Below are 23,280 nucleotides of genomic sequence, written 5' to 3' on the forward strand. Positions count from 1 at the left end.
TTTATTTAAGGTTTTTTAATACTGACACTAATAATTCTGCGGAAATACGCTGTTTAAAATCTGGCGAGATATATTCAAAAAGTATATCAGCTTCAGTATTAACAACAAAAACAGAAGGAACAGGCAGTAAACTGGTATTGATTCCATTAGAATGTACGTTAATAACTGTTTTGTAGTTTTCCGGAACCTGATAAGCAATTCCTGTTGCTTTTATCAATTCTCCTTTTGAGTCAGAGAGTAAGGTGTATTTTACTTTATCCTTTTCTTCTGTTATTTTTAAATTTTCAGGAGAATCAGGACTTACGGCTATAATTTGATAACCTAAGTCGATGATTTGTTTTTCGGCTTCAGCCAATGACTGTAAATGTAAATTGCAATACGGACACCAGCCGCCGCGATAAAAAATCAGAACTGTTTTTTTCTTTTTAAATAAATCTGAAATATTTACATCTGCATTTTCAGATGATTTTAAAGTAATGTTTGGAATTTTCTCTCCTATTAATAAAGGAGCAATATCGACCGCAGATTTAGGAATTGTGTTCTGCGCATTAACAGCTAAAGTAAAAGCTGCTAAAAAAATAAAAAGCATTTTTTTCATAGTGTAGTGGTTTTACATCTTTTTTGATGATGTAAAATTATTGTACTATGAAAAAGCAAAATGTCGGCTAATTTACACTTCGCTTAAAATAATTATAATTTGGTAATATCTTGAATGATAATTTCTTTTCTGTTATAACTTAAGAGCTGATTCGCCTCCATTTCATTTAGTAATTGTGTAGCGGTCTGTCTTGAAGTACAAATAATTTGAGCGATATCATTTTGAGTTAAATAATTTTCGATCGTAACTGAATTACCGTTTAAAGTTCCTTCACTCTCTGCCCAGTCTTTTAGAAATTGGTACAATCTGGTTTTGGCATCTTTAGAAATCAAATTAGAATAACTGTTTTTGATGCGTTTCATTTTCAAACCAACAAATTTGGTATATGAAAGTGCCAAAGTTGGATTTCTCAATAATAAATCTTCAAAGTCAGACATTAAGAAACTACAGATTGCAACATCGTCTGAAAGTACTTTTGCATATTCTTCGACTTTACTATCTGTTTCTAAAGTCAATTCGCCAAATAAATCTCCTTTTTGAATAATGTCTTTTATCGTTTCATTACCATCGTCATCAATGGCAACAATTTTTATATTTCCTTTTTTAAGTAAAAAGATACGAGGCACATCTGAAGAAGAAAAATAAATAATTTCCCCTTTTGATGCTTTTTTAAAACCAGTAATAATACACAATTGTTTGATTTGTGAATAACTCAGCGTTCTAAACAATTTATGATCCCGCAAGTACCAATATTTTAAATCTTCGTACATAGAATAAATTTTCTTGATGTAAATGTAGCAATTTTAACATCTAAACAAAAAACCCTTTCAAAGCAGAAAGCCTGAAAGGGTTTTGAAATATATTTAAGAGAAATTATCCGGCGATAACTGATCTTGAAATTACAATTTTTTGAATTTCAGAAGTACCTTCATAAATCTGAGTAATTTTTGCATCGCGCATAAAACGCTCAACATGATATTCTTTCACGTATCCGTTTCCGCCATGAATTTGAACCGCTTCAACCGCAGTATCCATTGCTACTTGTGAAGCAAATAATTTTGCCATTGCACCACTCACATCATAGTTTTTACCTTGATCTTTATCCCAAGCTGCTTTCATGCATAAATGACGCGCTGCTTCGATATTTACAGCCATATCAGCCAATTTGAAAGCAATTGCCTGATGATTGCAGATTTCTGTTCCAAAAGCTTTACGCTCTTTAGAATATTTCAAAGCCAATTCATAAGCTCCAGAAGCAATTCCTAAAGCCTGAGAAGCAATACCAATTCTTCCCCCAGCCAAAGTTTTCATGGCAAATTTAAATCCGAAACCATCTTCACCAATTCTGTTTTCTTTTGGAACTTTTACATCACTAAACATTAAAGAGTGCGTATCAGATCCACGGATTCCCATCTTTTGTTCTTTTGGACCAATAGAAAAACCTGGCATATCTTTAGTCATAATCAACGCATTGATTCCTTTATGTTTTTTCTCCGGATGCGTTTGAGCAATTACTAAATATACTGAAGCCGTATTTCCGTTAGTAATCCAGTTTTTTGTTCCGTTTACTAAATAGTGATCTCCCATATCAACTGCTGTTGTTTTTTGAGAAGTTGCATCACTTCCAGCTTCTGGTTCACTTAAGCAAAAAGCTCCGTGAATTTCTCCTGACGCCAAACCTGGCAAATATTTTTGTTTTTGCTCTTCGGTTCCGAATTCTTGTAAACCCCAGCAAACTAATGAATTATTTACAGACATAACCACAGAAGCTGATGCATCAACTTTCGAAATTTCTTCCATAGCAATTACGTATGAAATAGCATCAAGTCCGCTTCCTCCGTACTTCGGATCAACCATCATTCCCATGAAACCTAATTGTCCCATTTTCTTTACTTGTTCTGTCGGAAAAATTTGTTTTTCATCACGTTCAATAACACCAGGCAGCAATTCGTTTTGAGCAAAATCTCTGGCAGCCTGTTGAATCATTAAATGCTCTTCGGTAAGATTAAAATCCATAGTCTTTGTTAGTTTATTTTTTTTTTAGAACCAAAATCGAAAAATTTTCGGTGATGGAAATAATTTGTTTTTTGTGTTTTGTATTTTTTTTGCTTTAAAAAAGGCTTCCAAAGATAATTTTTAAAAGTCAAATTAACAATGCATGCATATAAAATTAATAGATCAGCAATAATTACGATAACGTTTTCGTAATTATTCGGCATTTTCAAAAAACTAACTGCAATACTTCAAGGATTTCTTTAAAATTTAAGAATATAATTATACATCAAAAAGGTCTTATTTATAAAGTTTTAGCAAAATTTAGCTAAAAAAGTGTGCAACCGGTTTTGGAACACGTAAATGTACGTAAAGCAAGTCTTACTAAATTGATAATGAAATAAATACAATTAAAAAAAATATATAACTTTAATAAAAAACATGTATTTTTAGAGAACAGAATTTAGAAATTAAAAGTATTTTTGCCAAAAAACAAAAATTATCGATAGAAGTATGAAAAAGATTTTACTATTATTTGCACTTATTTTCAGCGTGCAATTTTCGACTGTTTCGGCACAAGCCCAACTTGAAGTAAACGGCGTTACAGTTCCAAGAAAAATTGAAGTTCAAAATAAAACAATGCAGCTAAATGGTGCTGGCGGAAGATCAAAAATGTGGTTGGAAGTTTACGTTCAGGCACTTTATTTATCGCAATTAAGCCAGGACCCAAAATTCATTATCGATAGCGATACTGAAATGGCGGTTAGAATTGAAATCACCTCTTCTATGGTTTCCTCAAACAAATTAACAAAAGCAATGAATACAGGTTTTGAAAAATCTGCAGGAAGCAATCTTGAGGCTTTGCGTCCAAGAATTGAGGAGTTCAAAACATTTTTAAGTGATGCTATCACAGAAAAAGACGTATTTGTTTTGTTTTACAATCCGCTTGATCAAACGGTTAGTGTAATCAAAAATGATGTCCCAAAAGGAAAAATCACAGGATTTGATTTCAAACAAGCATTATTCGGAATCTGGCTTTCAGACAAACCAGTTGACGAAACTTTGAAAAAACACTTATTAGGAATATAATTCAGAATTTCTTAAAAAGATTCGAAATCCAAAAGCCGAAAACCTTATCGTTTTCGGCTTTCTTTTTTTTCTTTCATTAAATTTGCCATAAAATACATTATTCGCATTATTCTATTTTATACTTTTACGCAAAATAAACATATCTCAACAAAATGAAAGATTTATTACAGCAATTTGAAAATAAGGAACCTGAAATTGTTTTTAACTGGAAAGATTCTGAAACTGAGGCTGAAGGATGGACAGTTATTAATTCTTTACGCGGAGGAGCTGCGGGAGGAGGAACTAGAATGAGAAAAGGCTTAGACATGAACGAAGTTTTGTCTTTGGCAAAAACCATGGAAGTTAAATTTTCAGTTTCTGGACCAGCAATTGGAGGCGCTAAATCTGGAATTAATTTTGACCCAAATGATCCTCGCAAAAAAGGCGTTTTACAGCGCTGGTACAAAGCGGTTTCTCCTTTATTAAAAAGCTATTATGGAACTGGTGGAGATTTAAATGTTGATGAAATTCACGAAGTAATCCCAATGACAGAAGAATGTGGTGTTTGGCATCCGCAGGAAGGTGTTTTCAACGGACATTTTAAACCAACAGAAGCTGATAAAATCAATAGAATTGGACAATTACGTCAAGGTGTTATCAAAGTAATTGAAAATCCAAAATTCTCTCCAGATGTAACAAGAAAATATACTGTTGCCGATATGATTACCGGTTATGGCGTTGCTGAAGCGGTTCGTCATTTCTACGCTACTTATGGCGGAGAAATCAAAGGCAAAAAAGCAATCGTTCAGGGATTTGGAAATGTTGGATCTGCAGCTGCTTTTTATTTGGCTGAAATGGGTGCAAAAGTTATCGGAATTATTGACCGTGACGGAGGATTGATTAAAGAAGAAGGTTTTTCTTTTGAAGAAATCAGAACTTTGTTTTTAAATAAAGACGGAAACAAATTAGTTGCAGAAAATATGATTCCGTTTGAAGAGATCAATTCTAAAATCTGGACAATCGGTGCTGAAATTTTCACGCCTTGTGCAGCTTCAAGATTAGTAACGCAAGCACAAATCGATAATTTGATTGCAAATGGATTAGAAGTTATTTCATGTGGTGCAAATGTTCCTTTTGCCGACAAAGAGATTTTCTTCGGATCGATTATGGAAGAAGTGGATCATAAAGTAAGCTTGATTCCGGATTTTATTTCAAACTGCGGAATGGCGAGAGTTTTTGCTTATTTCATGGAGAAAAAAGTTCAAATGACAGATGAGGCGATCTTTAATGATACTTCAGAAATTATAAAAAATGCGATTGTTAAGGCTCATGCTTTAAGTTCGTCAAAAACAAATATTAGTGCAACTGCTTTTGAAATTGCATTGAAACAATTAGTGTAATTAATTTTATACTTCATTTTTAAAACGGGCTAAATTATTTAGCTCGTTTTTTTTTACCGCAAAGCACGCAAAAGTTTACGCAAGGAACGCAAAGCTGTTTGTTTTTAAATCTCGCAAAGTCGCGAAGCCGCAAAGTTTTCCTTTTTTTTAAGTTTCTTTGCGGCTTCGCGACTTTGCGAGAAATAAATTAGGGTGCCTTGCGTGAACCTTTGCTCCCGATAGCTATCGGGATTGCGGTTAAATTCTCTCTTTCACTCTCAACAATTTTTACTACTTTTAAACGTTTTTAAAATAATACATTTCAAAATTCAAAATTAAATGAGTTCCACTATTTCTTCGGACCAAAAGAAATCGTTACTATACACAACGGCTATATATGCAGTAATAATTCTATTATTGTTTTTTATACGTTTTTGGCCTCCATACAACCCAGAAAACAACGTTGCCCTTGCTGATGGCGGTGGTGGCGGTGGCGGCGTAACTGTGAACTTTGGTGATAGTGATTTGGGTTCTGGTGCCAATTACAAAAGCGAAGTTCTGGAAGTAAAAAATAATGTAAAACAAGCTCCTGCTAAAGCAACTCCAGAAGAAGAAGCCATAATTTCACAGGAAAATACAACTACAGATAATGACGTCGTTATTCCGACAAAAGAAAAACCTAAAAAACCTGTTCCTGTTGAAAAACCGGTACAAAAACCTGTTCCTGAAAAACCAAAAGTTTCCAACTCCACAAATGATGCCTTGTCTAGCATTTTAAAAGGATCTAACAAAGGCGGTGATGGAGATGATAAAGTCGCCGGAAATAAAGGAAAATCAAATGGGGATTTAAATTCGAAAGGTTATTACGGAAGCGGTGGTTCTGGCGGAGGAACTGGAGGCGGTAACGGAACCGGACATGGAATTGGTACAGGAAGCGGTTACGGAGCTGGAAGCGGTGGAGGTTCTGGCGGAGGATCAGGATATGCTTTAAATGGACGAAAAGCATTATCTAAACCTAAACCAAATAGCGAATGCAGTAATGAAACAGGAACTGTAGTAGTACAAATTACCGTTGATCAAAATGGTAATACTATCAGTGCCGTTGCTGGAGCAAAAGGAACTACAATTACAGCTAAATGTTTAAGAGAACAAGCTAGGATGGCCGCAATGAATACAAAATGGTCTGCTGATGAAAATGCAGCTGCAAAACAAACCGGAACTATTACTTATAATTTTAGTTTGAATTAAAATACGAATTTCACAGGTTTACACTAAATCTGTTTTCATAAAAAAGGCTTTCAGAAATCTGAAAACCTTTTTTATTTTCGCCTAGTTTGTCATTTATCTCTTCAATTAGACCTGACAGATTTTAAAAACCTGTCAGGTCTAAATTAACAACGAGTTCGCGTGAGGGATAGGAGCAAGCTACCGAAGTAGCGCGGATAGCCCGACCGCAATAAAAAAATGGGCGAATCAACACTTTGCTGATTAGCCCATTTTTTTATTGTGGTCACGCCCTAATGATAAATTTACTTAGGACTTGTTGCAATGACAAACTTCAAATTATTCTTCACTCCTATCTGTAAAACATCTACTAAATCTTGCACTTGCAAATTAAACGGAATTCGAACTACAACTGTTTGTTCTTTGTCTGTGCCAATTTTAGACATTAAACTGGTTTCTAGATTTTCAAAATCAACCGGTTCTTTGTCGATGTAGAATTTTTTATCTTCGGTAACTGATAAACTGATTAATTGTTTATTTGTTTTTTCATTTGCCTTGGCTTTTGGCAACGTCATTTTAATCACATTAGGATTTGCCAGCGTTGAAATAATTAAGAAAAACAACAACAGGAAAAACATAATATCACTTAATGATGAAGTGGCAACCTCAGCGTGAAATCTTCTTTTTCTTTTAATTGACATAGCTTATGCTCTTTGAATTATATTGACAAATTCTAATATTTGTTTCTGAATTTTCAAGGCGAAATTATCAATTTTTCCGTTTAATAAGTGGTACGCAGAATACGCAATAATACCCACAATTAATCCAGAACCTGAACTGATCATTTTTTCATATAAACCTCCAGAAATATTTCCGATACTGATATTTTCTGTAACCGAAATACTGTAGAAAATCTTGATAACTCCAGAAATTGTTCCGATGAAACCTAGCGTTGGCGCAATACCGGCGATAAGTCCAAGGTGACCTAAATGCTTTTCCATTTCACCAATCTCAATATCAGCGGCGCGGTCCATATTTGATTCGATTTCAGCAATTGGTCTTCCAATTACTAAAACTCCTTCTTTTAGAATATTACCGGCTGCAGTGTTGCTTCTTTCAACAATAGTTCTTGCTAATTCAATATTCCCTGCATTCAATTTATCTCCAACATCTTGCATCAAACGACTATCAATTTTTGAGGCTTTGCTGATGTACATATAACGTTCAAAAATAACATAGATCGTATAAAACAATAAAATAGCAATTGGAATAAGGAAGACACCTCCTTTGAAGATAAAGTCTAAAACTGAGATTTCGTTATTTGGAGCAATTTTTTCGATAACTACGTTAGATGCTGCTTTTGCGATGGTATCTGTTTGTAATTGAATGAAGCTAAACATATTTTAATTCTGGTTTTTATGATTAATTCTAAAAATTATTTGAAATTTGCACTAAAGATAATTTTCGCTGTAATATTAAACTACAAAAATCGAAATTTATTTCAATCGACAACCATTTTATCCAAAATAAATGAACTATCAAGAGACTACAAACTGGATGTTTAATCAGCTTCCAATGTACCAGCTGCAGGGCGCTTCGGCTTATAAAGAAGATTTAACCAATATTAAATTACTGGCTGCACATCTTGATAATCCGGAAAAGGAATTAAAATGCATTCATGTTGCCGGAACAAACGGAAAAGGTTCTACTTCGCACATGTTGGCTTCGGTTTTGCAGGAAGCTGGATATAAAGTTGGATTGTACACTTCGCCACATTTGAAAGATTTTAGAGAACGAATCAGAATTAACGGTGAGGAAATTTCAGAAGATTTTGTAATTGAATTTATTGGAAAACACAAAAGCTTTTTTGAAGCCAATGATATGAGTTTCTTCGAAATGTCGGTTGGATTGGCTTTTGATTATTTCGCTGCTGAAAAAGTTGACATTGCTATTATTGAAGTTGGTTTGGGCGGAAGATTAGACGCAACTAATATTATTACGCCATTAATTTCAGTAATCACGAATATAGATTTAGATCACACTCAGTTTCTCGGAAATACCCCTGCTTTGATTGCCGGCGAAAAAGCTGGAATTATAAAACCAAATGTTCCGGTCGTTATTGGCGAATATACAAATGAAACACAGCCTATATTTTTGGCGAAAGCCGAAGAAAACAAAGCACCGATTTACTTTGCTTCCGATTTAATTTCAGAAGTTTTTCCATCCGATTTAATTGGGGATTATCAGTTTCATAATAAAAAGACGGTACAACAGACGATTCAAATTTTAAATGAAACTACTGATTTTAAAGTTTCAGATGAAAAACTAAAATCGGGATTATTGAATGTTGTAAAAAATACTGGTCTTCAAGGCAGATGGCAACAACTTGGCCACAATCCGAAAATCATTTGCGACACAGCGCATAACAAACATGGCTTGTCTGTAGTTATGAATCAGCTTAAAAAGGAAACTTATGATAATTTACACATTGTTTTGGGTGTTGTAAATGACAAAGACTTGGATTCGATTTTACCGCTCTTTCCTAAAAAAGCACAATATTATTTCTGCAGACCCGATTCTTCGAGGGGACTAAGCACTGAAATCTTGCAAGATACTGCCAAGAAGTATGATTTAATTGGAGAAAAATACGATTCGGTTGAAAAAGCTTTTTTGGATGCAAAGAAAAACGCTACAAAAAATGATTTCATTTACGCAGGCGGAAGTACGTTTGTAGTCGCTGAACTCCCATTAAACAACGAAAGTTAAAATCTGGGGAAAAACACCCTTTAAAATTCGTACTCATTTTATAACTACTTGATTTTTAATGTTTTAAATTTGTTAAAGTTTTTTTAATAACCAATACAAATTTAAAACATGAAAAAGAGAAAAACCCTTGCTATAGGGATCATCATATTGATGATTCTTATTGGCGCAAAAGTCAGCGCGCAGGAAAAAGACGCGGAAAAACCTGTATTTATTACAGTAACCACTTTACATCGAAATTTGGATTCTAAATTGAAGGCCAAAGATTGGAAAGCAGCAGAACAGGAATACTTTGATAAAGTTACCAGTAAAAATGACCTTATTATTGGATCTGAGATTATCACTCATTATTACACTGAGGATAATACTGAAATTGCTTTGGTCAACGTTTACAAAAGTTGGGAAGACATTGAAAAAGCAAATGCTGTCAGCGATGATTTAATTAAAAAAGGATGGCCTGATGAAAAGGCCAGAAAAGCGTTTTTTGAAAAGTATGATTCCTTTTACACTCCTATACATTCTGATGAAATTTATCAAAGCGTAACTTCAATTGGTAGGAAAGAGTACAAAGACGAAACTAAAAAACCAATGATTGTTTATTTGCGAAAATCTCAACTGAGCATGAAAGGAGATTCAAAAAAAGCAAAAGAATTCAATGACAAAATCACTTTTAAAGATCCTTACATAAAAGCCTATTATCCTTTAAGACACTCATGGGGTTCAAATAGTACCGATTTTCTTGAAGTCTTTTACTATGATTCTTTAGCCGATATGGAAAAATCAAGTGATAAAATAGACGAGCTTATCAAATCGACGTGGCCAAATGAAAAAGATGCTGATGCTTTTTTTGATGAATTAGAAAAATCTTTCACCGGAAAACACAGCGATTACATCTACAGGAACGTTCCTTCAGTTTCAAAATAAAAAATACCTAAAAAAATTACGCTTATAACATTTTCTGCCTCAGCAAGATAGAAAACACATTAAAAAAAGTTTAAATTTTTAGTGTGTTTTCTTTGCAGAACTCAAAAACAAGCGTATATTTGCACTCGCAATCACAAACGATAGCAACCTAGTTAAATAGGGCGATTAGCTCAGCTGGTTCAGAGCACCTCGTTTACACCGAGGGGGTCGGGGGTTCGAACCCCTCATCGCCCACCAAGAAACTCCTTAAGAAATTAAGGAGTTTTTTTTACACCTTATCGATTATCTATAGATTACAAATTTACAATGCGGAATTTTGGGGAGATACTCAAGCGGCCAACGAGGGCAGACTGTAAATCTGCTGTGTGAACTTCGCAGGTTCGAATCCTGCTCTCCCCACTAAAAGGGTAAAAGAAGCAAAACGAAAGTTTTTCAATCTTTTAAAAGCCAAAACAAAAAAACTCCTTAAGAAATTAAGGAGTTTTTTTGTTTATAAATATTCGTCAATCTTTACATTTCTATTTTGATTATTGGCATCTTGAATAGCCTTAAGAATATTTTCAATTTGGATTTTATCGATCTTATATTTATCAAAAAACACATATTCAATAGTCTTTGTATTTAAAATATTTCCTAAGGGATTTTTTGTCAGCAAAACCAAATCAGCTTTGTAGCCTATTTTTATTTTTCCGGTATTTCTTTTCATCCAATTACCCGGCGCAACAGTTGCTGAATAAAGCACTTGTGAATTCGTCATTCCGGTTTTAGATAAAGATTCTAATTCCTCATGAAGTGAAAACCCAGGAACAACCGTGGCTACATTCGCGTCTGTTCCAGCCATAATTGTAACTTTATTATCTACCAGTGCTTTTGTCATAATATGAATCGATTCGGCATAAGTGTTCCAAAAAATTTTGGATAACTTTTTGGCTTTATCATCATCTTTCCCATCATATTCATAACCATTTTCACCAGGCAGCCAACCCAATTTGTAAAGCGGAGTTCCTTCAATAATCTTTGGATTAACATATTGCAATTCTATTTTTTTTAGTTTTGCCTTTAAGTCAAATCTTTGGCTCGAAAAACTTTCACACAGCCAAACCGTCGAGGTAACGCTTATGTTATTCTCATGGAGTTTTTTTGCAATTTGATCAGAGCGTACTTTTAAAAACTGAAGATATTCTTTCGGATTTTTAGAGATTGATTTTCCAAATTCATCAATAGTTTTTATAGTGAGCTCTTCAACATGAGCCACTTCAATTTGACCTGATTGATAAAACGTTTCTAAATTAACTAACGGAATGTGACCAATAACAGGAATATTTTGTTTTTTGGTTATCGCTATCGTGGTCTTAAACATTTCAGGATTAACAAAACCATACATTTTAATGGCATCGTAACCTTGTTCTTTTATTTTTTTGATTGCTTTTTCAGCATCTTTTTGAGTGGAATAATTAATGGAATGTCTCGTCCAGCTGTAATAATAACCTGTTAATCCGCTTTCGCTAAATATGGGCGGGGAAGCAATAAACATTCGTGGCCCGATACTATTATTTAAGATTTCTTTTCTCCATTCTAAAATTGCATCACTTCCAGCCATTTCTCTGATAGAAGTTACACCATTTGCTAAATACAAAAACAAATCATTCTTGCTTTCTTTTAAATGAACATGACTATCTACAAGGCCTGGAATCAGGAATTTTCCAGTTCCGTCAATTATGGTAATTGTACTATCCAGCAATTGATTTTTTCCAATTTGAATTATCTTACCATCTTTAATAAGTACATCTTGATTCTTTTCAAAATAAGAACAATCCTCAGAAAGGACATTTATATTTTTTATTAGAGTTTCTGTAGATGGCTTAACAATTGAAGAAATATTTATGACCTTGGTTGATTTACCTAAGACTTTATTTAATTCATAATCTGCCCATATAAAGACACTGATAATAACAATTAAAAATATAATAACAACATACAACAATTTCCTAAATCCACGTTTTTTCATAAATTATTTCATTTAGATTTGAGCAACAAAAGTATATTCAAAAACATCTTGATTCAGCACGAAATCAGGGATTAGGTATGAAATGCAGTTTTTTAGGTACGAAAATTATAAGGGGAATAATTTCTTTTTGTGATTTTTAGAAATAGGCCGTTCAATTTTTCAGAAATCTTTTTTATTTGACCAATCTTTTCATTCCTCTTTCCAAACGAAATAAAAAAGAAGCAACGAATTAATTTGAAATAAAAATATTCCATATCGAAGTTGCCCAAAAGGAATTGTAAAACACAATACAACAAGAGCAATCAAAGACAAAAGCATATTTAAAAACGTAAGCATCGAAATTTCGAAATTTCGTAATGTGAAAACCCAAATAATGAAGTTAAGAAACATAATTACCGTAAATATTGACAACGGTGAAATTTCAAAATCCAGCGCTAAATTATAACCAGTTAAGGTCGCATTTTTTTTAGCTTTATGAAAAGCAGCATTTTTCTCCAATTGATCTTGGGAATCTGGTTGATTTTTAAAAATTGCTGGCCTTGATTTTAGAGTTTCATCAGAACACATCTGAAAAAAGGGAAGGAAGAAAATCAATATTCCGAATGTAGATAAAATCCGTTTTATGTTTTTATAGTTCATTTCAGATTTTAATTGATGAGTTACTATTCTGTCAGAAAACATGTTTACTGCAAAAAGTATTCCGCATTAATCTTGTTTATATTTATCCAAAACATATTTCTTAAGCAATTCATTAAATCTTGGATCTTTGCCAAAGACATTATTTTCAGGCAAACCAAATTTTATTTTAAAATCCTTTTGTGGATAGGTATAAACTCGATCGCAGCCAAAGGAAGAAAAATTATCCCAAAACCAAAATCCGTAAATCCTTTTTTTATTCAGAACCATTACAACTGGCAGTCCCGAAAGTGCAATTTTAAGGTTTTTCACTTTCCTTTTTCCTGATTCATTAAGGAAAATTTGTTGGTTCTTCCAATTAAAACCTTCAATATCATCTTCATCAAAAATTGGATTTTGAGACAAAACCACTGAATTCTCATCAAAACAATAATAACAATCTTTAAATGATTTTTTAAAATTTCCCTTAACAGCAAATATTTCTATTCCAGATTTATTAGACTGGATAGAAAAACCAAAAAGGATAAATACGAAGAGTACAATGAGGTATTTTGCATTTTTTAAATTGATCATATCTCTTATTTTTTACTTTACTTTTTGAGTTTTATCTTTAATTTTCAATTAAAATAAACCAATAGACAAACGAATATAAAAATATTAATATTATAAATCCGATAATTTAATAGTGAATAAAAACAGAAATAATTCTTACTGTAATTTCATTGAAATATCTCTTTAAATCACACAAAAAACAACTCCTTAATTTCTTAAAGAGTTGCTTTTATTTATTTCAAAACAGTATCATAAATTGTATTCAAGAGGTCTTGTCTCATTTTTGAATTTCTTTGATCTAATAATATAATAATACCCCAATTTTTAGTTCGGTTATAACAAATAATTGAAGATTGTCCCATTGAATCACCTGATTTCATATAGATTGTATTTTTATCATCAGTGACAATATTTGTGCCTAAACCCATATCTCTTTTTTGATCTTTATAAAAGATTTTTTCAGTAATGATTGCTGCTTTCCCTATTGAAGTTTTACTATTTAAAACTGCTTTTAAATAGGTAACCATGTCAGCAGCATTCGATTTTATTAATCCGGCAGGTGCAGTAACATTCCATTTAAAGAATTCCTGAATACCACCTTCAGGATTGTGAGCTGTTGTAATGTTTTTTACATTAAAATCTTTCGTAAATGTATTTTTCATTTTTAACGGTACAATTATTTTCTCTCTGATAATTTGATCGTAATTCTTGTTATACACTTTTTCTAGTATTTGACCGAGTAAAGTATAGCCAATCGTAGAATAACGATATTTACCATAATCCTTTAGTTCACTGCAATTATTGATTATATCAGCCAACGTTTTTTCGGTCACATTACTTACAGGCTGTTGCGGATTTAATTCGATCAGTTTTCCAAAATCGATATCAGGCAAACCAGATTGATGAGAAGCCAGATCTGAAATTTTTATTTTGTTTTGCAGATTTTTCTGCAGAACATATTCCTTCGGAAGATAATTGTCTATATAATCATCTACTTTTATTTTATTCTCAATAACGGCTTGCGCAATCAAATTTGAAGTTAAAATTTTAGTAATCGATGCAATTTCGAATAACGAATTTTTATTGATTTGAATTTGACTTTCGGAATTCAAATTACCATAGGCTGTAAAATATTCGTCATCATTTTTAATAAAACCGACGCTTATACCAACCTTTGGATTTTTTTGATAATTGTCCTTTATTATCGAATCAATTCTTTTAGAAATATCTTGTCCGAAAGAAAAGTTGCTTATTAATAATAGTACTGCTAAAAATTTTACTGAAGTTTTCATTGTATCGAATTTTGGGTTAGAAATTTATTTCGATACAAATTTGAGAAAGAAGCCTTGGCTACGCGACCGAATAAAAAAAGTCGTACTAATTTGCTTTAAACAAAATAGTACGACTTTTTTTATTTATAAGTACGAATAATTACAAAAACTGTTTTTCAACAATTTACCACAATAAATCTCAAACAGAAACTTCAAGATTATCTAGAAATAGCTAAGATCTTTTTTTGTTCAAACAACGTCCTCTCGGTTCATCTCCTTCATGAAGTACAATTTCAGAATGAAGGAATTGTGCAGCATCTGCAGAATCTTTTACTTTTACAGCGCTGCGTTTTAGCATTTCAGCTTCAAATTCATTTAATACACTTTCTCGCAATCCCGCTTTTTTCCAATGCGATAAAGATTTACATCCTTTTACAATACCTCTCGCCAACGAAAGTGCATCCAGTAAAGCCTGATTTGCGCCCTGCCCTTTAAACGGACTCATTGGATGCGCTGCATCACCAATAAGCGTAACATTTCCGCCATTTTTCAATAATTCAGAATGAAGCAATTCCCGATCGTAAACAGGATAACCGGAAATATGAATCTCCTCAGTAGCTTTTAGAATTTGCGGAATCGGATCGTGCCACTGCGTTCTTCTGCACGCTTCTTCTTTCAGTGCTTTCACACCTTTTGAACTTAATTCTTTTGCTTCATTTTCAGACATCGGAAAACTAAGCTGCCACATTACAGAATCTGATTTATAGGGCATAATGTAAATTCGTTCATTTCCATTAGCCGTTTGAAATACCGTCGCCGAGTCTAATAAAGAACTTTCAACACCTTCAAGCGCGCTCAAAGGGCAAATTCCCAATATCACAATACAATCTAAATAACGCAAAGGCGCAACTTCTTCGCCAATCAAAAGTTTTCTTACTGAACTACGAATTCCATCGGCACCAACTACAATATCAGCTGTAGCTTTTTTTATTTCGCCATTTACGTTAAAACTGAGCTCAACGTTTTCTTCTTTTTGCTTAAAATCGATTAATTGATATCCCCATTTTATGGCATCGCTTTCACCAAGCTGTTCGAAAAGTTCTAAACGCAAAGATTGTCGGGCGATATGAATATTGGAACGTTTTTGGGATTTTTTAGAATCGGATTGAATCCATTTTCTATTTCCCCATTCACCAATAACTTTTCCTTCAGTAGTATGAACCAAATGTCTTGAAGAAACTACTCCATCTTTTAATTTCAAAATTCCCAATCCTGCCATTGATTTGCTGGCTTGTTGCAAAGTGAGCCCGTAACCTTGAGATCGGGCTTCGAAATTAATATCACGTTCATAAAGCGTAAAAGGAATTTTTCGGTGTAGGCAAGCAACTGCTAAAGCTGTTCCGCCAATTCCGCCACCAATAATAGCAATGTGAGGATATTTTTCTGTATCTGCAATTGGAGAATTTAAAGCCTGAATTAATCCAGATCCGTCGCAATTTAAGCAGGTTTTCATATGTGCTTTGGGAGGAACTGGCGCTTTTCCTTCTTCACCATTGTTTTGAAATTGTTCCAATTCCAATTGATAGCGAAGCTTCACCTTTTTACTGATTCGCTGGCTTTTTTTTCCTCTTCCCTGACATTCTTCACAAATAGTCCAGCTTGTTTCTTCCTTTTTCACTTTTATTTCTTCTTTATTTTTCAGCCTTCGCATCTTCTGGCAATCGTACAAAATTAAGACAAAAGATTGCCAGAACAAAACTTTACAATTTCATTAAAAGCATGTAAGACATTAATTTGCTAACTTAGTTAATTAACTATTCTAAAAACTAAAGCTTATGAAAACTAGAATGATATGGGCAAACTTGGTTTCACATGATTTGCAAAAAACGATTCAATTTTATTCGGATCTTGGATTTCAACAAAACGGTAAAGAAACCGAAGAATTAGTAAGTTTTATTTATGGCGAAAATGATTTTGCTATTAATTTTTTTATTCCAGAAAGGTTTGACAATGCTTTAAGAGGCAAATCCGCCGATACTAAAACCGAAAATGAAATCATCTTTTCTTTATCAGCAGACAGTAGAGAAAATGTAGATGAATGGTACGAAATTGTAAAAAAAGCCGGCGCCAAAATCTTTTCTGAACCCGAAAATTTTCAGCAAGGTTATACTTTTGGCTTTACCGATCCTGATGGTCATAAATTCAATTTTTTGTATTGGCCGGGAATGTAATTTCTAAAAAATTTTAAAAAAAAACTCCTTAATGTCTTAAGGAGTTTTGCTTTTATTGAGAATATTATTTTATAATCCTCTGCTTTTTTTCTCTTTCTGCAACGTTTTTAAATTGTTTGCATTTGCTAATGCGATTATTCCTAATGAAAGTGGAATAACTGTTAAAGCGCTAAATTTATGTTTTACAATTGTGAGCCAAATTCCCGCCGCAAATAATATCAAGGCGAAAAATATCAAAATGTAAAGCATTGTTTTTATTAATTTTTCATTTTTAAGCAATTCTTCATTGCTCATTTCTTCTGGTTTTTTGGCTGCCATAATTTGGTTTTTAGAACTTGAAAGTTACTTTTTAATTTTTAGTTTAACAAATTACGCTGAAACAGATGCATTTTGCAATAGGTCAAAAATATATGACTATTAAAATTCTGAAGTTTTTAATTCACAAATTGCGAAAATGAAAAATCAGGGTCACGCATTGCTAATTCATTGATTCTTGTATCTTCCTGCGCTTCTTTGGCATAAATAAACATTCTTTGTTCATAATCTGAAATTGCAGTTTCAATGTTTTCAAATTTTCCGTCCAAAAGGTTTTCTACCAAAATCATCGCATCGACAAGTCCAATATTTGCACCTTGCCCAGCAAAAGGTGGCATTAAATGTGCTGCGTCACCAATAAGCGTTATAGGCAAAATGCGATTGTTTTTCCATTCATTTTCTAATGAAATTTTTCGCGTTGGCAATCCCACAAAAAATGATGTTGCTTGAAATAATTTCTTATAAGTTACATTCCATTCTGAGAAACGATTTATCAGAAATGAACTTATACTTTCAGTATCTTTAAAATTTAATTCATTTTCTAAAATCCAATCTAAAGGCGTTTTGAAAATAACATTATAACTCAACAAATCTTTATTCTTCGGATTTGCGACCAATAAATTCCCATCATAAGCAGACATTAAAATAGTACCATCGCATAAATTAAAAAAGTCTTTGCATAAAATTTCAGCATCCGAAACTTCGCCTTGAATCATGTACGTTCCAGTTTCTTCAACTTCGGCATCCGTAATATATTTTCTAATTGCAGACATTCCGCCATTTGCACCAATAATAAAATCTGCGGTTGCGGTTTCTTTATTTTCAAAATGCAAAATCCATTTTCCGTCTTTTGCTTCAAGTTCATTTAGCTTTCTGTTCCAGATAACCGTGTTTTCTTTTAGACTTTCGAGCAATAAAGTTCGTAAATCATTTCTGTTGATTTCGGGATTATCCTGAGCTTCTTCCGGAGTTATTTTTTGAACAGATAAAACATTTCCTTTTTCATCAGCAATGGTTCTTCCCATCGGAATTGCGAGTTCAAAATACTGTTCTAACAATCCTGCTTTTTTCATTGCTTCCTGACCTGAACCTTTATGCAAATCGAGCGTTCCGCCCCAAATTCTGGTTTGCGCATCTTTGTCTCTTTCGTAAACTGAAACATCGATTCCTTTTTGTTGTAATAATATTGCCATTGTTAAACCAACTGGCCCAGCGCCAATAATGGCTATTTTTTTATTTTGAAGTAACATATTTTGTATCATTTAATGTGATACAAAATTGCGAAGAAAGCAGTTGCTGAAATAGTAAAAATCAGTCGTTTTGTGGAGGTAATTTTTTAATCGCCAAAATATCCATGAAGCGTTCATCGGTATTTTTGCTGAGTTCTTTTGGCGTAACGCCGGAGTATTTTTTAATTTCTTTGATAAAATGATTTTGATCTGTGAAATTTAATTCGGGGTAAAGTTTGCCTTCGCTTAAATCTTTAAACGAAGATCCAAAACGCAAAATTTTGCAATATTCTTTAAGCGAAATTCCGAATTGCTGATTAAAATAACGGTTGATCTGTCGACTGCTCCAAAACACTTTTTCAGAAAGTTCTTTTACCGAAATGGTTCCGTTTGAGGAATAAATCAGTTCAAATAATTTTTTCTTTCTCTCATCAATTGGTTTTATGAAAATTGAATTGATTTTCTGCGTTACTTTTTTCTGAAAATTTTCTAAACTTTCTGTATCAAATTCTTCAAATTGCCAAAAGTCATTCGGAATTATTTTCCCTTCATTTAAAACATCTTTTATAGAATCTCCGAATAAATATTCGACAGCCAAAAGTTTAAATCCAACAGAAAATATTTTAGCATCTTTAGCAATTATTACTTGACCCGGCATTGTATCAAGTCCGCGAATTGAAATTTCCCAATCTTCTGAATTCATTTTCATCAACGTCATATCAGCCATTCCGTTTGGAAGAATCGTCCCAGGATTATCCTTTCCCGATTTGTTTTCCACCATCCAAAAGCTGTGAACAAAATGCGAAATAGAATCTTCGGGTAAAAGGGATTGGATTATTAGATTCATTTTCGTTTTACAATTGAATTCAATTTATATTTCCTTTGTCAGCCGATCCATTTCTTTTAATAAAGTAGGAATTCGAAATTCGCCGGCCATACTTTCAATTTTCTGAAAAGCATCTTCCAAATCAATTCCGATAGAAGTCACAAACAAAGGTTTTTTGCTATCGCCTCTAAATAAAGGTTTTTTATCTTTTTCGATGCTTGCAAAATTCGTTTTAGCAACACCAATAATTGGAATTTTCTTGTTTAGCTTTTCATATAAATGTCCGCCTAAACCATATTTTTTATCGTCGTCTAAATATACAAAACCATCAACTATTATAATCGTTTCTTCTTTTAAATTGATATTATTCAACAAACTAAGAATACACGGCAATTCCCTTTTGTAAAATTCTCCCGGAATATATTCTGAGACATTATCAATAATTTCGGTGTGAACTTTAAAATCTTTTTCTTGATTCCATTCTGTAAATTCTAAGCAAACTGTTTTGGCTTTATTGTCGTAATAATAAGTATCGAAGGCTAATATCATAATTGAAATAAATAGTTTTTGCTAATATAATTTTATTTCTGTAGAAAATAATTCTCAATTCTCAATCAAACAAATCTCAAAAACTGTTTTTCCATTTTCATTTTTATAATTGATGTAACCGCCGTGCGCTTCGATAATATTTTTGGATAAAGTCAAACCAATTCCGGCGCCTTCATTTCTGGTGGTAAAAAACGGCAGGAAAATTTTGTTTTCAATTTCTTTTTCGATTCCTGTTCCGTTGTCTGAAATTTTCACAAACGTCCTATTTTCTTTGGCTTCCGCCGAAATGAAAATCTGCTTTTGATTTGTCTTTTTAAGAGCATTTATCGAATTCGTCAAAAGATTAATTAAAACTTGTTCGATTTGCTGTGCATCAACCGTAATGAAATAATGACGCGAAATTGAATTTACAATCTCGATATTTTCCTTTTTAAACATTGGCTCCATAATATCGAGACTATTATTCACCAAATCTTTCAATTCTAGTTTTTGCTTTTTAGGCGAAGGAAGCATCGCTAGTTTTCGATAACCTTCGACAAATTTCTGCAAATGATCGCTTCGTCTGAGCATGGTTCCAACACTGTTTTTGATGTCTTCCAAATCTTCAGAAGACAATGAATCCTGTTCGACCAAATCCTGCAAATTTTGACAAATGGAACGAATTGGAGTTATTGAATTCAGGAGTTCATGCGAAATCACTTTCATCAAATTAATCCAGGCATCTTTCTCTTTTTTCTCGACAACATTCTGAATCGAATCTAATAAAACAATAAAATAATCATTCTCAAAAATCTCAGTGCGCGACGCCTGCAAAACAAAAGTCTGGGAATTTTGCTGATTAATACTGATTTCGATTGACGTTTTTATTTCCTGAAAATCATCTTTTTCAATAATATCGCATAATGAAGGCAAGTGACTTTTCAGATATTTCCATTTCGAGAATTTCGGGACATTAAAATGAGTCGAAAAATAATCGTTCATCAAAAAAACGTTCCAATCTTTTTCCTGTTTTTGCAGAATAATAATTCCGGTTTCAATATTATTTAAAATCGAAGTATATATAATGTCTTTCGAAACCTGCTCGTTTTGCTTGTTTTTTAAAATATCATACAACTGAAACAAATCATTTTTTTCCGATTTATGTTTCGAAAAATCAGAACTAAAATCGTTTTGAATAATTGAAGAAATCGTTTTGTCATAAAGCAAAATGATGCTTTTTACATAATTATACAATTCAATAATCAGCAGAAAAACAATTAGAAAACCAAAAATCGGTGCAAAAACAAAATTGATTTTATGCAGATAAATAGAAAATTCAATTCCGGCCAAAATCAAAATTAACCGCAAAAAAAGAAGCTGATAGGTTTTTAATGATTTAAGCATATTAATTGGTTCTGATATTATATTTTTCTAAACGACGATATAATGAACCTCTTGACAAACCGAGTTCTTCGGCAGTTTTGCTGATGTTATTATTGTGTTTCAAAAGTGCTTTTTCGACTGTAGCTTTTTCAACTGAAGAAAGCTGAATATCATCCGGATTTTCATATTCGGTGATTTGCTCCAAATCCAAATCGGAAACTGTTATTTTATTGTTTTCGCAGAGAATAATGGCGCGCTCGATTTTATTTTCCATTTCGCGGATATTTCCGTTCCAAGCGTGTTTTTCGATTTGTTCCAAAACTTTTTTGTCAAAAGTAATTTGGCTTCTTCCATATTTTTCACTGATTTTTCCCAGCAAATATTCGGCTAACGGAATTTTATCTTCAATTCTTTCTCGAAGCGGAGGCAAAATAATTTCCATTGTATTAATTCGGTAATACAAATCTTCACGGAAATTTTTGTCGGCAACTTCGAGTTTTAAATTCAGATTAGTTGCCGTAATAATTCTAACATTTAAAGGTCTTGGTTTTGTTTCGCCCAATCTTGTGACGGTTTTGGTTTGAATAACCTGCAATAATTTTGACTGCAAATGAAGCGGAACATTCCCAATTTCGTCTAAAAAAATAGTTCCATTTTGCGCCATTTCAAAACGTCCCGGCGTATCGATTTTTGCATCGGTAAAAGCGCCTTTTGCATATCCGAATAATTCGCTTTCGAAAATATTCGAATTCAATGCGCCCAAATCAACATTAATAAAAGGCTGATTTTTTCTTTCTGATTGCGAATAAATATGATGTGCCAAAACGAATTTCCCAGTTCCGTTTTCGCCAAGAATCAAAACATTGGCATCCGTTTTTGCGACTTTATCGGCAAGAGAATACGCTTTTTTTATTATTTCAGAATTTCCTATAAAAAAGTCATCAGCAATTTCCGGGCTTTTAATTTTCTTTTGTTCTTTTCTTGCTTTATCAACAGCTTGTTTTACCGATTCTAATAGTTTTTTATTTTCCCAAGGTTTCAAAATATAATCGAATGCACCTGATTTTAAACCTTCGACAGCCGTTTCCACTTTTCCAAAAGCCGTCATTAAAATCACAACCGTTTTTGGCGAAAGCGTTTTTATTTCTTTCAATAAATACAAACCTTCTTTTCCATCTTCAAAACCAATTCTGTAATTCATATCCAACAAAACAACATCAATGGTATTTTTTGCTAATAACTCGACAATATTTTTCGGATTATTGAGTGTATAAATGTTCTCAAAATACTTTTTCAGGTAGACTTTTGACGCAAAAAGGATGTCTTCCTGATCGTCGATGATTAAAATTGATGCATTTGTCTTTTTCATTTTTGTTCGGTTTTGGACGAAAGGTGTCCACTTATGGACAGTGAGGCTTTTTTTCAGAAAATAAAATATTAAAAATAAAGCAGTTACAAAGTTTAAATTTTTGGCATAAAAATCACATTTGTACTAGTAAATCATTAATTATTAAGCCCTTTCGAAAGTAAAAATAACAAAAAATTGCATTGTTAATTATCTTAATTTTCAGACGCGTTTCTTTTGCTTCCGAAGGGAAAAATCTAAAAGAGAAAATCAATCAAAACTAAAAACAATCCATTATGATTACCATTAAAAAGCTTTCAAAAGTATTTAGAACTGAGGAATTAGAAACCAGAGCATTAAGTGAAATTTCATTAACAATCAATCAAGGCGATTTTATTTCGATTATGGGGCCGTCCGGAAGTGGAAAATCGACTTTATTAAATATTATTGGACTTTTGGACAGCGCTTCAGATGGAAGTTATGTTTTGCTTGATCAGGAAATGGTAGGTTTAAAAGAAAAATCAAGATCAAAAGCGAGAAAAGAAAATATCGGTTTCATCTTTCAAAACTTCAATTTAATTGATGAATTATCGGTTTATGATAATATCGAATTGCCTTTGATTTACAACAATGTTCCGTCTTCTGAAAGAAAACAAAAGGTAAATGAGATGGCAAAAATTTTAGGAATTTCTCATAGATTAAAACATTTTCCGCAACAACTTTCAGGCGGACAGCAACAACGTGTGGCTGTTGCAAGAGCTTTAATCAATAATCCGAAAATTATTTTAGCCGATGAGCCAACCGGAAATCTGGACAGTAAAAACGGAAATGAAGTGATGGAATTACTAACTGATCTTCATGCCAGCGGTTCAACAATTTTGATGGTTACACACTCGGATTATGATGCTTCTTTTTCGCAAAAAACCATTTTAATGAAAGATGGTGTTATTCTTTCTGAAAAACAGAATCATAGAAATGTTGACGTTTTAGTAAATTCTAAAAACTAGA

General features: G+C 32.8%; 23 protein-coding genes and 2 tRNA genes. 9 read left to right on the forward strand and 16 right to left on the reverse strand.

Annotated features, from left to right (window positions below; translation table 11 throughout):
- Position 1: 1 nt before the first annotated feature.
- The 3 genes from GQ47_RS16415 to GQ47_RS16425 all read right to left on the reverse strand — a co-directional run bounded on the left by GQ47_RS16415 (position 2) and on the right by GQ47_RS16425 (position 2,614).
- Positions 2-598 (reverse strand): peroxiredoxin-like family protein, encoded by a 597-nt coding sequence (locus GQ47_RS16415; protein WP_035650575.1) that lies wholly within the window; start codon positions 596-598, stop codon positions 2-4.
- Between the two features lie 92 nt (positions 599-690).
- A complete protein-coding gene (locus GQ47_RS16420; protein WP_035650576.1) occupies positions 691-1,368 on the reverse strand; it encodes a Crp/Fnr family transcriptional regulator in 678 nt (225 codons plus the stop codon).
- A 103-nt stretch (positions 1,369-1,471) separates the two neighbouring features.
- Positions 1,472-2,614, reverse strand: a complete 1,143-nt coding sequence (locus GQ47_RS16425) for an acyl-CoA dehydrogenase (protein ID WP_035650578.1) — start codon at positions 2,612-2,614, stop codon at positions 1,472-1,474.
- A 489-nt stretch (positions 2,615-3,103) separates the two neighbouring features.
- Between GQ47_RS16425 and GQ47_RS16435 the strand changes: the two genes are divergently transcribed.
- The 3 genes from GQ47_RS16435 (at position 3,104) to GQ47_RS16445 (ending at position 6,285) form a co-directional block, all read left to right on the forward strand.
- On the forward strand, positions 3,104-3,679 hold the full coding sequence (locus tag GQ47_RS16435) for a chalcone isomerase family protein (protein WP_035650582.1): 576 nt from the start codon (positions 3,104-3,106) through the stop codon (positions 3,677-3,679).
- 152 nt (positions 3,680-3,831) lie between these two features.
- Positions 3,832-5,058, forward strand: a complete 1,227-nt coding sequence (locus GQ47_RS16440) for a Glu/Leu/Phe/Val dehydrogenase dimerization domain-containing protein (protein ID WP_035650584.1) — start codon at positions 3,832-3,834, stop codon at positions 5,056-5,058.
- A gap of 318 nt (positions 5,059-5,376) precedes the next feature.
- On the forward strand, positions 5,377-6,285 hold the full coding sequence (locus tag GQ47_RS16445; protein WP_035650585.1) for an energy transducer TonB: 909 nt from the start codon (positions 5,377-5,379) through the stop codon (positions 6,283-6,285).
- 281 nt (positions 6,286-6,566) lie between these two features.
- Here the strand turns inward: GQ47_RS16445 and GQ47_RS16450 are convergent, their stop codons facing one another.
- Positions 6,567-6,962, reverse strand: a complete 396-nt coding sequence (locus GQ47_RS16450; protein ID WP_026728937.1) for an ExbD/TolR family protein — start codon at positions 6,960-6,962, stop codon at positions 6,567-6,569.
- Between the two features lie 3 nt (positions 6,963-6,965).
- A complete protein-coding gene (locus tag GQ47_RS16455; RefSeq protein WP_035650588.1) occupies positions 6,966-7,661 on the reverse strand; it encodes a MotA/TolQ/ExbB proton channel family protein in 696 nt (231 codons plus the stop codon).
- A gap of 130 nt (positions 7,662-7,791) precedes the next feature.
- On the opposite strand from GQ47_RS16455, the gene GQ47_RS16460 reads away from it, so the two are divergent.
- The 4 genes from GQ47_RS16460 (at position 7,792) to GQ47_RS16475 (ending at position 10,347) form a co-directional block, all read left to right on the forward strand.
- Positions 7,792-9,027 (forward strand): bifunctional folylpolyglutamate synthase/dihydrofolate synthase, encoded by a 1,236-nt coding sequence (locus tag GQ47_RS16460; RefSeq protein ID WP_035650590.1) that lies wholly within the window; start codon positions 7,792-7,794, stop codon positions 9,025-9,027.
- 108 nt (positions 9,028-9,135) lie between these two features.
- Positions 9,136-9,948: a hypothetical protein gene (locus GQ47_RS16465; protein ID WP_035650591.1), complete on the forward strand. Its 813-nt coding sequence runs from the start codon at positions 9,136-9,138 to the stop codon at positions 9,946-9,948.
- A gap of 159 nt (positions 9,949-10,107) precedes the next feature.
- A tRNA-Val gene (locus GQ47_RS16470) sits at positions 10,108-10,185 on the forward strand.
- An 81-nt stretch (positions 10,186-10,266) separates the two neighbouring features.
- Positions 10,267-10,347, forward strand: a tRNA-Tyr gene (locus GQ47_RS16475).
- Positions 10,348-10,438: 91 nt separating this feature from the next.
- On the opposite strand, the gene GQ47_RS16480 is transcribed toward GQ47_RS16475, so the two are convergent.
- The 5 genes from GQ47_RS16480 to GQ47_RS16500 form a co-directional block, all read right to left on the reverse strand.
- Positions 10,439-11,956, reverse strand: coding sequence for an amidohydrolase family protein (locus tag GQ47_RS16480; protein ID WP_035650593.1), 1,518 nt, complete (start codon positions 11,954-11,956; stop codon positions 10,439-10,441).
- 189 nt (positions 11,957-12,145) lie between these two features.
- The gene (locus GQ47_RS16485) at positions 12,146-12,595 is read right to left on the reverse strand and encodes a hypothetical protein (protein ID WP_152561043.1); all 450 of its coding nucleotides are present in this window, start codon (positions 12,593-12,595) and stop codon (positions 12,146-12,148) included.
- 66 nt (positions 12,596-12,661) lie between these two features.
- The gene (locus tag GQ47_RS16490; protein ID WP_035650596.1) at positions 12,662-13,165 is read right to left on the reverse strand and encodes a hypothetical protein; all 504 of its coding nucleotides are present in this window, start codon (positions 13,163-13,165) and stop codon (positions 12,662-12,664) included.
- A 212-nt stretch (positions 13,166-13,377) separates the two neighbouring features.
- Positions 13,378-14,436, reverse strand: coding sequence for a serine hydrolase domain-containing protein (locus GQ47_RS16495; RefSeq protein ID WP_035650599.1), 1,059 nt, complete (start codon positions 14,434-14,436; stop codon positions 13,378-13,380).
- A gap of 211 nt (positions 14,437-14,647) precedes the next feature.
- Entirely contained in the window at positions 14,648-16,126 is a 1,479-nt protein-coding gene (locus GQ47_RS16500) for an FAD-dependent oxidoreductase (protein WP_035650601.1), read from the reverse strand.
- Between the two features lie 124 nt (positions 16,127-16,250).
- Between GQ47_RS16500 and GQ47_RS16505 the strand changes: the two genes are divergently transcribed.
- Positions 16,251-16,646 (forward strand): VOC family protein, encoded by a 396-nt coding sequence (locus GQ47_RS16505; RefSeq protein ID WP_035650603.1) that lies wholly within the window; start codon positions 16,251-16,253, stop codon positions 16,644-16,646.
- Positions 16,647-16,715: 69 nt separating this feature from the next.
- Here GQ47_RS16505 and GQ47_RS16510 read toward each other — a convergent pair whose 3' ends face one another.
- The 6 genes from GQ47_RS16510 to GQ47_RS16535 form a co-directional block, all read right to left on the reverse strand.
- Positions 16,716-16,964 carry a hypothetical protein gene (locus GQ47_RS16510; RefSeq protein WP_035650605.1) on the reverse strand — a complete coding sequence of 83 codons (249 nt, stop codon included), beginning with the start codon at positions 16,962-16,964 and terminating at the stop codon, positions 16,716-16,718.
- Positions 16,965-17,080: 116 nt separating this feature from the next.
- Entirely contained in the window at positions 17,081-18,223 is a 1,143-nt protein-coding gene (locus GQ47_RS16515) for an FAD-dependent oxidoreductase (protein ID WP_371199642.1), read from the reverse strand.
- A 49-nt stretch (positions 18,224-18,272) separates the two neighbouring features.
- Positions 18,273-19,037 (reverse strand): helix-turn-helix domain-containing protein, encoded by a 765-nt coding sequence (locus GQ47_RS16520; protein WP_035650608.1) that lies wholly within the window; start codon positions 19,035-19,037, stop codon positions 18,273-18,275.
- 24 nt (positions 19,038-19,061) lie between these two features.
- Positions 19,062-19,565, reverse strand: a complete 504-nt coding sequence (locus tag GQ47_RS16525) for an endonuclease V (protein WP_035650610.1) — start codon at positions 19,563-19,565, stop codon at positions 19,062-19,064.
- Positions 19,566-19,619: 54 nt separating this feature from the next.
- Positions 19,620-20,948, reverse strand: coding sequence for a sensor histidine kinase (locus tag GQ47_RS16530; RefSeq protein ID WP_035650612.1), 1,329 nt, complete (start codon positions 20,946-20,948; stop codon positions 19,620-19,622).
- Between the two features lies 1 nt (position 20,949).
- Positions 20,950-22,296 (reverse strand): sigma-54-dependent transcriptional regulator, encoded by a 1,347-nt coding sequence (locus GQ47_RS16535; RefSeq protein WP_035650615.1) that lies wholly within the window; start codon positions 22,294-22,296, stop codon positions 20,950-20,952.
- 272 nt (positions 22,297-22,568) lie between these two features.
- Here GQ47_RS16535 and GQ47_RS16540 point away from each other — a divergent pair, with 272 nt between their 5' ends.
- Positions 22,569-23,279 carry an ABC transporter ATP-binding protein gene (locus GQ47_RS16540; protein ID WP_035650617.1) on the forward strand — a complete coding sequence of 237 codons (711 nt, stop codon included), beginning with the start codon at positions 22,569-22,571 and terminating at the stop codon, positions 23,277-23,279.
- The last annotated feature ends 1 nt before the right edge of the window (position 23,280 follow it).

This window comes from Flavobacterium sp. ASV13 (genome assembly GCF_000745775.1).
Classification (GTDB): Bacteria; Bacteroidota; Bacteroidia; order Flavobacteriales; family Flavobacteriaceae; genus Flavobacterium.

Coding starts and splice junctions, on each gene's coding strand:
- GQ47_RS16415 (WP_035650575.1), bottom strand. CDS start 598: ATGAAAAAAATGCTTTTTATTTTTTTAGCAGCTTTTACTTTAGCTGTT.
- GQ47_RS16420 (WP_035650576.1), bottom strand. CDS start 1,368: ATGTACGAAGATTTAAAATATTGGTACTTGCGGGATCATAAATTGTTT.
- GQ47_RS16425 (WP_035650578.1), bottom strand. CDS start 2,614: ATGGATTTTAATCTTACCGAAGAGCATTTAATGATTCAACAGGCTGCC.
- GQ47_RS16435 (WP_035650582.1), top strand. CDS start 3,104: ATGAAAAAGATTTTACTATTATTTGCACTTATTTTCAGCGTGCAATTT.
- GQ47_RS16440 (WP_035650584.1), top strand. CDS start 3,832: ATGAAAGATTTATTACAGCAATTTGAAAATAAGGAACCTGAAATTGTT.
- GQ47_RS16445 (WP_035650585.1), top strand. CDS start 5,377: ATGAGTTCCACTATTTCTTCGGACCAAAAGAAATCGTTACTATACACA.
- GQ47_RS16450 (WP_026728937.1), bottom strand. CDS start 6,962: ATGTCAATTAAAAGAAAAAGAAGATTTCACGCTGAGGTTGCCACTTCA.
- GQ47_RS16455 (WP_035650588.1), bottom strand. CDS start 7,661: ATGTTTAGCTTCATTCAATTACAAACAGATACCATCGCAAAAGCAGCA.
- GQ47_RS16460 (WP_035650590.1), top strand. CDS start 7,792: ATGAACTATCAAGAGACTACAAACTGGATGTTTAATCAGCTTCCAATG.
- GQ47_RS16465 (WP_035650591.1), top strand. CDS start 9,136: ATGAAAAAGAGAAAAACCCTTGCTATAGGGATCATCATATTGATGATT.
- GQ47_RS16480 (WP_035650593.1), bottom strand. CDS start 11,956: ATGAAAAAACGTGGATTTAGGAAATTGTTGTATGTTGTTATTATATTT.
- GQ47_RS16485 (WP_152561043.1), bottom strand. CDS start 12,595: ATGAACTATAAAAACATAAAACGGATTTTATCTACATTCGGAATATTG.
- GQ47_RS16490 (WP_035650596.1), bottom strand. CDS start 13,165: ATGATCAATTTAAAAAATGCAAAATACCTCATTGTACTCTTCGTATTT.
- GQ47_RS16495 (WP_035650599.1), bottom strand. CDS start 14,436: ATGAAAACTTCAGTAAAATTTTTAGCAGTACTATTATTAATAAGCAAC.
- GQ47_RS16500 (WP_035650601.1), bottom strand. CDS start 16,126: ATGCGAAGGCTGAAAAATAAAGAAGAAATAAAAGTGAAAAAGGAAGAA.
- GQ47_RS16505 (WP_035650603.1), top strand. CDS start 16,251: ATGAAAACTAGAATGATATGGGCAAACTTGGTTTCACATGATTTGCAA.
- GQ47_RS16510 (WP_035650605.1), bottom strand. CDS start 16,964: ATGGCAGCCAAAAAACCAGAAGAAATGAGCAATGAAGAATTGCTTAAA.
- GQ47_RS16515 (WP_371199642.1), bottom strand. CDS start 18,223: ATGATACAAAATATGTTACTTCAAAATAAAAAAATAGCCATTATTGGC.
- GQ47_RS16520 (WP_035650608.1), bottom strand. CDS start 19,037: ATGAATCTAATAATCCAATCCCTTTTACCCGAAGATTCTATTTCGCAT.
- GQ47_RS16525 (WP_035650610.1), bottom strand. CDS start 19,565: ATGATATTAGCCTTCGATACTTATTATTACGACAATAAAGCCAAAACA.
- GQ47_RS16530 (WP_035650612.1), bottom strand. CDS start 20,948: ATGCTTAAATCATTAAAAACCTATCAGCTTCTTTTTTTGCGGTTAATT.
- GQ47_RS16535 (WP_035650615.1), bottom strand. CDS start 22,296: ATGAAAAAGACAAATGCATCAATTTTAATCATCGACGATCAGGAAGAC.
- GQ47_RS16540 (WP_035650617.1), top strand. CDS start 22,569: ATGATTACCATTAAAAAGCTTTCAAAAGTATTTAGAACTGAGGAATTA.